Here is a 15,034-nt window from a genome sequence, read left to right on the forward strand (position 1 = left end):
GTGTTAAAAGGTTACATTAATACCGATTGTATAACTGCTCAAAATAGGATAACCATATCCGTCTCCATCAGTATTGGCAGTAGAACGGAAATCTGCATCACCGGCACTGATACCTTCGGGATCGTACATCTTGGTATGCTTGTTCAGTGGTGTCCATGTCAACAGGTTCTCACCGGCAAGGTAAATCTTCAAATCCTGCAAGTGCAGTTTATCGCAAAACTTCTTATTAAAAGTATAATCTATCTGAAGATTCTTCAGACGGACATAAGCTATATTCTGTAAATAGCGGTCATTGGCCTGGATACCCAACGCCTTTGTAGAACCATTTGCCAGATAGCCACGGTAACGGGGCCAATAAGCATCAGTGTTCTGGTTTTCTTCTGTCCATACATTATTTCCGGTATGCTCCTTCAGCATATAGCTGTAAGGACGGTCATATTGCCCCCAGAAGAAAGCTGACTCGCGATGCGGATACCAGTTTCGCTTGCCTACACCCTGAAAGAAAGCACTGATACCAATACCATTCCAATTGGCACTCAAATTGAGACCGAACTGATAGCGAGGCGTAGTATTTCCGATAACCTTCAGGTCACCGTGATCATCCAATGTATTCTGACCATTATCCACCGTACCGCTCTTATCGAGATCGGCAAATTTCAAATCACCCGGTTTCAGAATATTCGTAGCGGATACTTTTAGTTTGGACTGGTCTGCATGAGCATCTATTTCAGCCTGATCTTTAAATAATCCTTCGATATGATATCCCCAGATAGTACCGATCTCCTGTCCCTCATAATAAGTGGAGAGTAGTTTCGTAGGATTATTGAATTTAGTAACCCAGGTACGACTATCCCACAACATAGCTTTTACACTGTAATTAAATGGCTTATTAGCCAGTGTAAAGTTGTCACGCCACATGACCGAAAGTTCCCAGCCCTTGGTTTTCATCTCCGCATTGTTACCTTTAGGCGTAGCGGCTCCCAGTACGGCAGGCAAGGTAGGACCTACTGTATACATATCCGTTGTATAGCGTTGATAGTAGTCGAACACCATCGACAAACGGTTAGACAGCATATCGACATCCAGACCAATATCATAAGTTGTCGATTTCTCCCAAGTCAGACTGTTGGGAACGATATTCGGAGTAGTGGCATACGTCTGCAATGCATCACCCAGAATAACAGATGTTTTCTTAATGGGAATTGTAGAAAGATAGAGGTAAGGGCTTACATTACCGTTGCCCAGGCTACCGACGGAAGCACGGACTTTCAAGTTATCCAGCCAATTGCGGGTAGATTTCATAAAAGGCTCTTCAGAAATACGCCAGCCCAGTGATCCGGAAGGGAAGAACCCCCACTGCTGATTCTCAGGAAACTTGGAAGAGGCATCATAACGTCCACTTACTTCTGCCAGGTAACGACTCTTATAATTGTAGTTCAGACGATAGAGGAAACCTACATAAGCCCACTCATTTCCGCCTTGTCCCGTAGTATAATAATCACCATCCATAAGAGCAAAACTCGGTTTAGTGGCACTAATCAGACCACGGCGGTAAGTTTGTATCGTTTTATAATCCTGGTGCTCAAGATTCCAGCCCAACAGTACATTCAGATAATGATTGGAATTAGAAAATTTAGGAATATAGTTACCGGTAATATTGCTTGAGAGATATTCCTTGTTATAATCCATATTTTCCAGAGAACTGAATGTGTTACGGGTTCCCATTATTTCCGGTCCCGTATAGTAATTGTACTGGTTCTCGGCTCTTAGACGGGTGGACTTGCTGCTGTAATAAGTAAAGTCACCTTTGAAGATCAATTGCTGTTTTATAGGTGTATACGTTAAGGTCGTCGTATTGCGTACATCCAGTTTATTGTCCTTTTGCCAGGAAGTCCCTTCTACAAAACCTGCCCATCCGATATATACGGCTGCCTCGGTCCAAGTACCGTCAGGGTTCTTCTCCATAGTCACCGGATATCCCTGATGTTGTGCCTGACGGGTTATATTCTGACGGTCGTACATCACCATGGGCTGGTGGGAACGGAAAATCATGACATCCGTATTATTCTCCAACAAAAGAGATTTATTGATTTGTATTTCTCCTTTTGAACGGATATTATACTGCGTATACTTTTCGTCTCCGGCATTGTAAATGCCATCCTGATTGTAGTAGCGTCCTGACACATAATACCGGGCACGCTCATTTCCCCCACTAATGCTGACATTATGTTCAGTGGAATAGTTCTGATCTTTATAAATAATATCCAGCCAGTTGGTATTACCAAAGTATTCATATTCCCCCTTATCATTGACACGCACTTTATCCAGAGAAGGATCGGCATCGCGTCTTACCAATTCATTATACCAGTCGGTAGAGTACTTAAATACATTATTGATACCTCCCGGAGGCGCCTCCTGACCTTCCAGATAAGCCGTATACCAGCCATCGGTCCACTGCAAACCATTACTAACGATACCATCTTCTGTCTTCACCGTACGCTGATGCATGGAGAAACTTCCGTTATAATTGATTTTCGTCTTTCCGGCAGTAGCGTTCTTGGTAGTTACCAATATCACTCCGAAAGCACCACGCGCACCATAGATAGCAGCCGAAGAAGCGTCCTTCAGTACAGATACACTTTCCACATCTGCGGGATTCACCGAGTTGAGATCCCCCTCCACCCCGTTTATCAACACAAGGGCACTACCACCCGCACCAATACTTCCTGTTCCACGAAGATTGATGGATGGCGTACGCGAAGGTTTACCGTCACTGAATGTAATGTTCAGTCCCGGTACCATGCCTTGCAACGAACGGGAAATGTTACTATTGCTGCGCTCTGCAATCTGCTTGCTATCAATCTGGTCCACAGCACCCACCAGATTTACTTTCTTTGCCGTACCGTAACCTACGACCACCACTTCCTGCAACTGTTGCGCATCTTCCTTAAGTACAATCTGCATTTGCTGGTCATCTTTTACCAGTACCTCTGTTTCTGAGTATCCGATATAACTCAGTAACAGTTTTTTCCCTTTCTCTACATCCAAGACAAAATGTCCGTTTACATCAGTGATTGTTCCCGACTTTCCGTCTTTGATTCTCACCGTAACGCCGGCCAGCGGTTCTCCTGAGGCATCTTTTACCACACCTTTCAGTGGAACAAGATTAGCAGCAAGTAACATCCCTCCCCCTAAAACAAAGGTGAGGGCAACGGCAAAACGCCTGCTTACCAAACTCCATTCTAAAAAACATCTTTTTACTTTCATACTGTTCTATTGATAAAATAAATCAAGAATCCTTTCGGGGTGCAAAGATGGGGGCTACAGATTTCAACTACGCTACAAGAAAGTGAAGTTAGGATGTCAGAGAAATGATGGATATTTGGATTGAAACTCTTACCTTTGTCCATTAATTACATGAAAAGACAATATGACAGAACAGGAAGTCAGAAGATATCTACGGAAAATGAGCGAGCAGGACTCCCAGTCTGCTTTCCGGGAATTCTATGATATGACGTACGATCGCCTGTTCCGCATTGCTTACTACTATACCCATCACGAAGAATGGTCACAAGAGATCGTACTCGATGTTTTCATGAAACTTTGGGAACATCGTAAACAGCTGTTAGATGTAACCAATATCGAAGATTACTGTTTCATACTCGTGAAAAATGCTTCTCTCAACTATATAGAAAAAGAGGAACGCCGCCCTACCCTATCAGCTGAAGTTTTACAAGAACCAGCAGACCAGGATGTATCTCCCGAAGATACTCTTATCAGCGAAGAACTGTTTGCCCGTTATGTAAAAGCCCTCGACCGATTACCGGAACGTTGCCGGGAAGTTTTTATCCTGATTCGCGAAGAAAAACAGACATACGCACAGGTAGCAGAGAAGCTCGACATCAGTACAAAAACGGTGGATGCACAATTACAGAAAGCAACGAGCAGGCTAAAAGAGATGTTATTGAAATAGTTCATTATACAGGATATCCCCTTCTGTATGCTATTCTACAGCCATAAATGACAGATTTTACAGGTATATGTACGATTATTCATGGTACTTTATTTCTTGTTGGCTACTTTTGCTACCTAATAAAAGTGAATTCATATAAATCAATTCATTTTTTTATTCTAATATTCTAATTACTTTTGTTTGCCATTTATTAATAATCTTGGAATCTATATGAAACACACAATTTTATTAGCCCTCATATCCCTGATTACTCTCATTCCTAACGCCTACGGTGAAATAGAACTCCGGGCCAAGCAAATGAGAACTACCGATGGACTTCCCAGTAACTCTATCCGTAATATATACCAAGACAGTAAAGGATTCCTATGGTTAGGTACCCTGAACGGGCTTAGTCGCTACGATGGTAATTCGTTTCTTAACTTCCAACCGGAAATTAATGCCAACGGACGCATTTCATTGATAGATAACCGAATCAACAGAGTGATAGAGGATCAGAACGGCTTCCTCTGGATAGGTACAGGCCCTGAATTATATAGCTGTTATGACTTGCAGAAAAGCCGTTTTGTGGATTTCACCGGAAGTGGAGAATATGAGCAAAATTATGCCTATTCATTATTTGCCTCTAACGGAGACATATGGCTATACCACAAAGCAAATGGTGCACGACACATTATAACTAAAAGTGACCGAACCATGACCTCCGTAGAATTTAAAACCGAACGTGGAAATCTGCCGGATAATAGAGTTCAATTTATAACGGAAGATGAAGCCGGCCGTATTTGGATTGGTACGATGCGTGGGCTTGCATTCATTTCTAAAGGAGATTTTAACATAATAGACAGGAAAAACAATTTTGTAGCTGCCATAACACACGAACGGGATATATTCTTCCTGACGGATGACGGCTATATATATTGGTATAATACCACCTCTGGAAAACTATCCAAATCAGCAGAACTTCCTGCCGGAAAAATACGTTCCAACTGTAAATTCGCATTTAAAAATCAATGGATTATTTTCACTTCCACGGGTACATACAATTATGATTTCAACTCTCATAAGGTGACAACTGATCCCAAACTGAACATCAAAGAAGGTATTGTATTCAATGATAACCGTGGTAACTATTGGGTATTCAATCATACTGGGAAAATCTACTATATTCTTTCAGAAACAGGAGAAACAAAAGAACTACAACTAATACCCAAAGATAAATTAAGCTATATTGATAATGAACGTTATCATATAGTACATGACTCCCGAGGAATAATTTGGATTTCAACTTACGGCAATGGTTTATTCGCCTACAAGCCATCTGAAGATAAATTAGAGCACTTCGTTTCTAATACAAAAGATTCTCCCATCGGTTCGGACTTCCTATTGACCATTATGGAGGACAAGGCGGGAGCTATTTGGGTAAGTTCCGAACATTCCGGATTATCACGCATCACAATATCCAATGAAGGGATAACCCGCATCTATCCGGAGTCTCCGGATCTCTTCGACCGTTCGAATACCATTCGAATGTTGAGTCGGACGGACGATGGAAATATATGGATAGGAACTCGAAAAGGAGGATTATATAATTATGATATTCATTTAAAACCTCAATATAATAATCAGTACCTCCATTCCAATGTTTATTTTATTACTGAGGATGATCGTGGAAAACTTTGGATGGGAACCCGAGGAGAAGGATTAAAAATAGGAGATACATGGTATAAAAATATTCCTTCCGATCCATCATCATTAGCAAACGATCATATTTTCTCTATTTATCGTGATAAAAAGGACCGTATGTGGATAGGTACATTTGGAGGAGGCTTGGATCTGGCCGAACCGACAGCCGATGGCAAGTATAAATTCCGCCATTTTTTCCAGCAAAAGTATGGATTAAAAATGGTAAGAGACCTGTTAGAAGATGAAAACGGTATGATATGGATGGGTACCAGCGAAGGATTTTGCATTTTCCACCCGGACTCGCTGATTGCCAATAGTGACAATTATCATTTATTCAATAACGTAAATGGTAAATTCTGTTCTAATGAAATCAGATGTCTGTTCCGTGATAGTAAAGGAAGGATATGGGTAGGAACTTCCGGGGCTGGGATCAATCAATGTACTCCTACAGATAACTATAACTCTCTGGAATATGAACACTACGGAATACCGGAAGGGCTGGTAAATAATGTGGTAATGTCTATCGAAGAAGACAACCAGGGAAAACTATGGGTAGCAACAGAATATGGTATTTCCAAATTCACTCCCGAAAACCATTCGTTTGAGAATTACTTCTTCTCCTCCTATACACTGGGAAATGTTTATACGGATAATTGTTCATGTAAGGGAGCAGATGGGAAACTTCTTTTCGGAACAAATTATGGTTTAACAGTTATCGACCCGAAGAAGATGCTGGGAAATGAAGCTTTCTCCCCCATTGTCTTTACCAATTTAAAAATCAATGGTATCCAGATGAGTCCCGAAATGAAAGATTCTCCCTTGGCAGAACAATCTTTGGCGTATTCTGATAAAATCACTTTAAAATATTTTCAAAACTCTTTTATTCTAGACTTCTCCACTTTCGATTATTCGGACAATGGACAGACTAAATATCGATATTGGTTAGAGAACTACGATAAAGGATGGAGTGACCCTTCTTCATCAAGTTCTGCGGCTTTCAAATATCTCAATCCCGGTACTTATACTCTTCATGTGAAATCTTGTAATGGAGCCGGCATCTGGAATAACGACGAAACTATTTTAAAGATAGTTATTGTCCCTCCATTCTGGAAAAGTAGCTGGGCCATGTTAGGATATGTCATTCTAATCATAGTAGCCTTGTTTTTTGCCTATCGCATTGCCAGCAATTTCAATCAATTACGCAACCGCATCCATGTAGAGGAGCAACTGACAGAGTACAAATTAGTATTCTTCACCAATATTTCCCACGAATTCCGTACTCCGCTCACATTGATTCAAGGCGCATTGGAGAAGATACAGCGCATTGGCAATATTCCGAATGAGCTGACCTCTCCATTGCATATAATGAATAAAAACACCCAGCGTATGCTGAGACTTATCAACCAGTTACTGGAATTCCGAAAAATGCAGAATAATAAGTTAGCATTGTCACTGGAAGAAACTGATGTTATCGGCTTCCTTTATGAAATATTTCTCAGTTTCGGTGATGTAGCAGAACAGAAAAATATGAAATTCCTTTTCAAGCCATCCCTGCCATCTTATAAGATGTTCATCGATAAAGGAAACCTGGATAAAGTGACTTACAATTTATTATCGAATGCTTTCAAATACACCCCCGCCAATGGTACCATCATTTTTTCCATACAGGTAAATGAGGCAAAGAAAACTATACACATCCAAGTTTCTGATACAGGAGTTGGCATTCCCAAAGAAAAACAACATGAGCTATTCAAACGCTTTATGCAAAGCAGTTTCTCAGGTGACAGCATCGGAGTTGGATTACATCTTACACATGAATTGGTACAAGTGCATAAAGGCACCATCGAATATAATGATAATGAAGGGGGAGGCTCTATTTTCACAGTTTGTCTTCCTACCGACAAGACTGTTTATACAGAGAAAGATTTCCTTATTCCCGGCAATGTGCTTTTAAAAGAGATGAATGAACAAACACCCGTTTTGAGTGAACGTACTCCAGCCACTTTAGAATCTCCTCAACCAGCAATTCCTCTGAATAAACGAAAAGTGCTGATTATTGAAGATGATAATGACATTCGTGAACTGTTGAAAGAAGAAATTGGCACTTACTTTGAAGTAGAGGTGGCAGTAGATGGAACATCCGGCTTTGAAAAAGCCCGTACTTATGATGCCGACTTAATCATTTGTGATGTTCTGATGCCTGGAATGAGTGGGTTTGAAGTTACTAAAAGATTGAAATCGGACTTTGCAACCAGCCATATTCCTATCATTTTATTAACAGCACTCAGTTCGCCGGAGAAACAACTGGAAGGAATTGAATCCGGTGCAGATGCTTATATATCCAAACCATTCAGTATTAAATTCCTGCTGGCACGGGCATTCCGCCTTATAGAACAACGGGAAAAACTCCGCGAGAAGTTCTCCAACGAACCAGGTATTATACATGCAGCCATGTATTCCACCGATCGTGATAAAGAATTTACCGACCGTCTGGACATCGTATTAAAAGCCAATATTTCGCGTTCTGACTTCTCAGTAGAAGAGTTTGCCCAGCTTATGAAACTGGGACGTACGGTCTTTTATAAAAAGATACGGGGTATAACCGGATACTCACCCAACGAATATTTACGCATCATGCGTATGAAAAAAGCAGCGGAATTATTGTTATCGGAAGAACACCTTACGGTAGCAGAAGTGGCTTACAAAGTCGGCATAAATGATCCGTTCTATTTTAGTAAATGCTTTAAAGGTCAGTTTGGCATATCACCTTCTGTATATCAAAAGGGAGGTGAAAAGACTCGGGAAGAACCGGAATAAATTACAATATTGCATGTATCCGTATTATTTTACTGAAAAACAATACAGATTTCGGCCTATTTTTGTGCTCTTAATAACCAATACATTTTATTCCTATGAAAAGTATGAGACTCATTTACGTCCTCTTTTTTATTTCCATGTCCTTTGCTCTAAAAGGACAGGAGATTCCTAAGTACTACGACAACCCGGTACTGTCGGGATTCAATCCTGACCCTTCAATTTGTAGGGTAAATAATGACTATTACATGGTCACTTCTTCCTTCACCTGGTACCCCGGAATCCCCATTTATCATAGCAAAGACCTTGTAAATTGGGAAGTTATAGGACATGCCATTGATCGTCCCGACATGATAGACATGAATGGGTTGAATGATAACGATGGCATCTGGGCAGTTACTATACGTTATCATAACGGAATTTTCTATCTGATCACCACTGCTCATAAAAACGGAGAAAATTTCTACATAACTGCCACTGATCCCAAAGGACCATGGTCTGCCCCTGTATGGCTGAAAGATGCAGCAGGAATTGATCCTTCCTTATTCTGGGATGATGATGGCAGATGTTACTATACAGGTAATTTCTGGGATTTCAAAAAATCATGGCCTGCACAATGTGCTGTATGGATGCAGGAATTAGACCTTTCCCAAGGAAAACTCGTCGGTGAACGGAAAATATTAACTTACGGACATGCCAATAATGCAACGTATGCCGAAGGCCCCCATATTTATAAAATTGACGGAAAGTATCTCTTATTGATGGCAGAGGGAGGTTCAAGTTATCATCATGCCATAACCGCACACCATAGCAAATCATTATGGGGACCTTATGTAGCAGCTAAAGTCAATCCGGTACTCACTCACCGACACTTGGGCAGCAAGTGCCCTCTGCAAGCTTTGGGACATGCCGACCTTGTGCAAACTCAAAAAGGAGAATGGTATTCGGTTTTTCTGGGAAAAAGAATGCTAAATGAGTATAATCCCCTTGCAAGGGAAACCTTTATGTGTAAAGTAGAGTTCGAAGATTTCACTCCGATTTTCAATCCGGGGATGGGCATGATACTGCCTAAGCAGGAAAGACCGGACCTTCCGTGGACACCTGTTAAAGCTAAACCGGCGCGGGACAATTTTGATTCTCCCACTCTTAGTTCAGAGTGGTACTTCGTAAGGATACCTAAAAAGGCATTCCATAATCTGGCAAACGGTCAACTGACTTTGACATTACAACCAGAAATAGTAGATAGCCTGGTAAATTCAGCTATGATTATACAGAAAACCAAGCATCATCAATTCAAGGCAACTACCCTGCTGAATTTTCAGACAAAGAAAGATAATGAACAGGCTGGATTGATTCTTTACCGAACTGCCAACGGATATTACAGTCTGCTGAAAGATAAGTCCGGCATTGTTTTAATAAAGAAACACCTTGAAAAAAAAGAGATCATCGAGCATATCCCATACAACAAACAAGAGGTGTTTTTATCTGTAGCAGTTAATGGTACAGAAATACAGTTCAGCTTTGGAGAGACTCAGGAGCATATGATAAATATTGGCAGTATTCAGAATGTAGCACCTTTATCAGATAACAAATTCAATAAATTCAACGGTACCGGTGTTGGAGTATATGCTACGAGCAATGGGAAACAATCTCGAAATAAAGCTCTCTATGATTGGTTTGAATATATTTCAGACAATAATTAAAAGGCACATAAAAAGAAAAAATTGCAATAAATTTCTGAAATATCCACCTTATGAGATAAAAAGAATGGTCTCGTGAGATGGATATTTTTATATCACGAGACCATTTTCATTAGTTTATTTTCGGCTTCAATTCATCCGGAGATCCTTTTGTATATGATTTCACATCACCTGCCACTTTTTTAAATAAATCACTGATCCGTTCCGGCTCTATTGTATACATCGGACGGAAATGATCAGAATTCATATAATCCAGAATCGCTTTATGCATCTGTCTGGCAACAATACGCTCGTCAGTATTTGTAGTAAGATCCATGGTAGTCATTATCAATTTGCCATTGAGCACTTTAGCTTCAAACAACATACCAATCTTCCGGCTTAGGAACCAAGTGTCTATGCTCTGGATTGTAGGTTGAAAATCGGCAGGAAAGTCAGTGAACTGCATCACTTGGGCACGATTCAATAGTTCCCACCACTGCAAATTACTATGATATTCCGTTGGAAACTCACGGAACAAAGGGTGCTTGGGATTTACCAGAATGCCTGTAGTATGCGGAGGACGCATTTTAAACCAGGATGTATTCCAAAAAACAGGTGTGAACATCTGAGACACCTCTTTCCCATAACTGACTTTACCGGCAGCAAGTATTAAGACTTTTCCTCCATTTTGCAAGATATCTAAAGCCTTAGTATCTAACGTATCCGTAGTATAAACATCTTTCTGCACCAGTTCCACCTCTTTGGGATATACCCAGAAATTCCAATCATTTACAGCTTCAGTACCCTCAATACGAACTTCCAGATTTAATTCTGTCGGCTTCTTTATCTCCCCAAGAGGAAATTCGATATGCCCCAAAGCGTGAAGATTACCGATAGGAATGTCCTTATTCCCTAACGTATTGCGAGTATAGACTTTACCGTACACATCCTTTATGGTATACGTCACTGGAGCATGTTTTAAGGCTTTCTCACCGAAATGAGCAATTTCAATATCAGCAACGAATGCCTCATCATTCGTATATACAAACTTGTCCGTACGCATCAATGGTACAGTGGGTGAGCAGAAACGCCTCCATTCTTGTGCATTAATATATCCTTTCTCTTCAAAGAAAACATCAAGTACTCCTACAAGTGCCGTCCCCTGTCCTGAATAATCATTCAAGGCCAGCAATTGGAATCCTGCATAATCAGGAGTACGCAGTGTCTTTTCTATCTCATACTTATAACATAACGCTTGCAATTTACCCGATGCCATCATAAAACAATGCGCTTGTTCTCCCATCTGGTTATCGTTCAGAATATCACGGAATATTTCAAAATTCCTGGCTTTGTTCACTCCGGTATATTTCCGTATCTCGTTAAAGTTAGGGAATACACACCACTGCCCTGTCTCATGTGATACATACGGCTGACTCACTGTATCAATGCGACTCTGCATGTGATAGTCATCGTTAGTTTGCGGACGCTTCTGCCTCCAGGTAAGTCCACGAGCACCAGCCTTCACATGATATTGGTTACGGGGCTGCCATTGCCATCCGCCACCAACAGATGCTCCTGTATATACTCTACGCGGATCTGTATTCTCCCAATAATCCACGAATTTGGTAACCCAGTCCACCCAACGTCCGCTCGGCTCATTTCCACATGCCAACATACAATAAGAAGCATAATTACCATAAGCTTTGGTCAGTGCTATGGTTTCGTCCATTAAATATTTATCGATTGGTTGACCTAATCCCAGTTTCGGACCATGGTTAGGCCAACTCGGACCTTCAGGCTGCAAATAGAATCCCACAAGGTCGGCAGCTATGAAAGCAGCTTCAGGAGGACAGAAAGAATGAAACCGCATATGATTCAATCCATAACTACGACAAATACGAAAAACTCTTTCCCAACTTTCCACATCCATAGGTGCATAACCTGTCAAAGGGAAATCGCAGTTCTCTACTGTTCCGCGTAACATCGTTTTACGACCGTTTACATAGAACCATTTACCTTTAATCTCAAAACTGCGCATACCAAACTGAATCTCTTTTACTTCTTTCTCTTTCCCTTTGCCAGTACTGATTTCAGCCGTCAGTTTATACAATGCCGGATTAAATTCATCCCAAAGCAACATATCATCTCCCATAGGTAAAACAATCTCTTGCTCCGCGATGCCATTCATCACTTTTACATCGTGGGTAACAGTCGGAAGTACATGACACTGTTCCGTATTAAAGCTTCTGGCTGACAGCTTCACCTGAGCAATTGCAGTACCTTTATCCGAGGATTTTATCAGAAGTTTCACTCTTGCCACCTTTTGCTCCGGTTCCGGATATACCTGAATATCTTCTAAATAAATCTTCGGAGTAGTCTGCAAACAGATACGCCCTACTATTCCATTCCAGTTTCCCTGCGTCTGGTCGGTGATACTGTGTGAATCAGGTCCTACATTTATATCTTTGATACGGTTATCTATCCGGATAGCTATCTTGCATTTACCAGGACTCATAAACTGTGTTACATCATATACATGCGCCACACATAAACTATTCTGCATTCCTACTTTATGACCATTCACCCAAACAGTAGACTCGATATGCGGACGTTCCAGAAACAGCACAATACGGTCTTTCTTCCAATCTTTAGGAAGATTAATTTCTTTTTGGTACCACGCTACTCCTACATAATGTTTATCAGGAGTTAAGAAAAAGGGTAGTTTCACATTTCCTTCTCTGCGATACTTCTCCATATACGGATTGTAATAATAGGAACTGTCATAAAGACTACCGGTCCACTGAGTACGAATCGTTACATCATCTCCCTTTAATCTTTCGGGCATTGAACCGGGTAACTCAATCACATCTTTTAGTGCTTGATTAAACCACTTTTCTTTCTCTCCTATATCCTGCCTGTCTATTTCAAAATTCCAGTCTCCGGATAAATCAATTGTCTTCTGCGCTCCCATCTGAAGAACGGATAGAAGCGACAGCATAATTAATAGTATTTTTCTCATAATTAGTATATTATTATTTATACGAAAAGAGAGCGGCTTCACAGTCGCTCTTCTTTCTTGATTGAATTCAATCTCTACCTTACATAACTTTTGTTTAAAATATATCCTTTATTCCCAACCCGGATTCTGTGTCAGATTTGGATTTTTCGATCTTTCTGACTGAGGAATTGGAAACAAATACATCTTGTCATCCCATTGGCGTGATACATTCTTGCGCATGTATGTAATGTTTCCATCGGCTTCCTTTATCAGCTTCATTTCCACAATATTCTTGAAATATTTGTCAGCCTCTTTCCAACGACGAACATCCCAGAAACGATGACCTTCGAAAGCCAGTTCAACAAAGCGTTCGTTACACAACTTAGTCCAGAATGTATTGGCATCCATTCCTTGTTCAAACTCCGGCATACCGGCACGTTGGCGTGTCTTGCTGGCAGCAGCACGAGCCGACATCGGGAAATCCATGCTGGTAATATCTGCACCACCCAGATACTTGAACACAGCTTCTGCATAATTCAAATAAAATTCGCCCAGACGGAAAGTCAGCCAAGTATGGCGAGACTCCTTAAACTTGCTGTTGCTGGCCAATGAAATGGCACCGTTACAAAGTTTTTTGAGGTAATAGCCTGTCGGTGTGGCGCCAGTTAAAGGCTCACCATTGATACCCCCCTGGAATGTTTCAATCTTGGCGGCACCGGAATAAGTAGGCCACTGATCACCGTTTACAGCTACCGTAGCCGCCAGACGCGGATCGCGATCCTGATAAGGATTCTTCTCATCATATCCCGAACCGTCTTCAGCGATAGATTTACCGTTGAGCATATCGTAAGCATCGACTAAATTCTGAGTAGGACAGTTTCCCCCCTTACCACCTTCAATGCCCACAGGGTAATTGTTGGTTTCCACTAAGTTGTCACCGGATGAACTTTTATAATAACGGCGACCGTAGAGGATTTCCTTCATAATGCCGGGCGTATTGAAACTTCCTGCATCCCACAAATCCGCATAGTTGGCAGTAAGACCTTTGCCACGTTTATCAGCAGCATCGAGCAACTCTTTGGCATACAAAGCTGCCATATAATAGCGCTCCTTGTCACCACTTGGATTGAACAGCGGGCTGGCCCAATACAAGGCAGCACGGGCTTTCAATGCAAGCACGGCAAGTCGGTCCGCGCGACCAGTCTCTTCCGTACCTGTGGAAAATTCTCCCAGATTACTGTAATCTTCGATAATCAATGGTTGGATTTCCGTACATTCATCTATGATGAACTTAAAGATTTCATCTGCCGAAGTCCGTTCTATCGAATTGACTTCTTCTGCCGTGATTTGTTTGGTCACCAAAGGTACATCACCATATTGGCGAACCAAGCAGAAGTAGAAGTAAGCACGCATAAAACGGCTTTCATACTTGTAGTTCTCATAACGGTGAAGTTGGGCGGCATAGTCGTTGTTCAGCTTCAGTTCATCGAATGACAAGCCCTGCAATTCGTAAATCACGTGGTTGCAAGTACTGATGCCTTTATACATGCTACTCCAGACTGACGCTTTCGCATTGGTAGGGCTCCAAGCTCCATTGTAGAAGTGCTCGATACCATTGCCCCCAAGACTGTACTCACTTTCGTCTGTAGCAGACGCCTGCATGGCGCCCGATGAGTAGTTACCGAAGTCATAGTCCACGGTATTGTAGATGTCGGTCATGAATCCACCTACATTACCGAAGTTCTGTGTTATATAGTCCTTGTCGAAGATGTTGTACTCATTGTAATTCATCTGATCAGAACATGAAGCCAAGCATCCGGCTGCACATACGACAAAGACAGATTTCCATATTTTATTGATCATAATTCTAATGTATTAATTCGTTCATAA

At 41.3% G+C, this 15,034-nt stretch carries 6 protein-coding genes; 3 read left to right on the forward strand and 3 right to left on the reverse strand.

Translation table 11 applies throughout. From position 1 onward, the window contains the following. Positions 1 to 3 precede the first annotated feature (3 nt). Complete coding sequence (locus tag DWW10_RS08165; protein WP_022394123.1) at positions 4 to 3,267, reverse strand: SusC/RagA family TonB-linked outer membrane protein; 3,264 nt, start codon at positions 3,265 to 3,267, stop codon at positions 4 to 6. A gap of 163 nt (positions 3,268 to 3,430) precedes the next feature. Between DWW10_RS08165 and DWW10_RS08170 the strand changes: the two genes are divergently transcribed. The 3 genes from DWW10_RS08170 to DWW10_RS08180 all read left to right on the forward strand — a co-directional run bounded on the left by DWW10_RS08170 (position 3,431) and on the right by DWW10_RS08180 (position 10,170). Further along, complete coding sequence (locus DWW10_RS08170; RefSeq protein ID WP_022394124.1) at positions 3,431 to 3,973, forward strand: RNA polymerase sigma-70 factor; 543 nt, start codon at positions 3,431 to 3,433, stop codon at positions 3,971 to 3,973. 210 nt (positions 3,974 to 4,183) lie between these two features. Next, the gene (locus tag DWW10_RS08175; protein WP_022394125.1) at positions 4,184 to 8,470 is read left to right on the forward strand and encodes a hybrid sensor histidine kinase/response regulator transcription factor; all 4,287 of its coding nucleotides are present in this window, start codon (positions 4,184 to 4,186) and stop codon (positions 8,468 to 8,470) included. A gap of 104 nt (positions 8,471 to 8,574) precedes the next feature. After that, positions 8,575 to 10,170 carry a glycoside hydrolase family 43 protein gene (locus DWW10_RS08180; protein WP_118421204.1) on the forward strand — a complete coding sequence of 532 codons (1,596 nt, stop codon included), beginning with the start codon at positions 8,575 to 8,577 and terminating at the stop codon, positions 10,168 to 10,170. Between the two features lie 109 nt (positions 10,171 to 10,279). Here DWW10_RS08180 and DWW10_RS08185 read toward each other — a convergent pair whose 3' ends face one another. Continuing rightward, the gene (locus tag DWW10_RS08185; protein ID WP_409012354.1) at positions 10,280 to 13,144 is read right to left on the reverse strand and encodes an exo-beta-1,4-galactosidase; all 2,865 of its coding nucleotides are present in this window, start codon (positions 13,142 to 13,144) and stop codon (positions 10,280 to 10,282) included. 129 nt (positions 13,145 to 13,273) lie between these two features. Next, complete coding sequence (locus DWW10_RS08190; RefSeq protein ID WP_022394128.1) at positions 13,274 to 15,007, reverse strand: RagB/SusD family nutrient uptake outer membrane protein; 1,734 nt, start codon at positions 15,005 to 15,007, stop codon at positions 13,274 to 13,276. Positions 15,008 to 15,034: the final 27 nt, after the last annotated feature.

This window comes from Bacteroides intestinalis, from assembly GCF_003464595.1.
GTDB lineage: Bacteria > Bacteroidota > Bacteroidia > Bacteroidales > Bacteroidaceae > Bacteroides > Bacteroides intestinalis_A.

Coding starts and splice junctions, on each gene's coding strand:
- DWW10_RS08190 (WP_022394128.1), bottom strand. CDS start 15,007: ATGATCAATAAAATATGGAAATCTGTCTTTGTCGTATGTGCAGCCGGA.
- DWW10_RS08180 (WP_118421204.1), top strand. CDS start 8,575: ATGAGACTCATTTACGTCCTCTTTTTTATTTCCATGTCCTTTGCTCTA.
- DWW10_RS08165 (WP_022394123.1), bottom strand. CDS start 3,267: ATGAAAGTAAAAAGATGTTTTTTAGAATGGAGTTTGGTAAGCAGGCGT.
- DWW10_RS08185 (WP_409012354.1), bottom strand. CDS start 13,144: ATGCTGTCGCTTCTATCCGTTCTTCAGATGGGAGCGCAGAAGACAATT.
- DWW10_RS08175 (WP_022394125.1), top strand. CDS start 4,184: ATGAAACACACAATTTTATTAGCCCTCATATCCCTGATTACTCTCATT.
- DWW10_RS08170 (WP_022394124.1), top strand. CDS start 3,431: ATGACAGAACAGGAAGTCAGAAGATATCTACGGAAAATGAGCGAGCAG.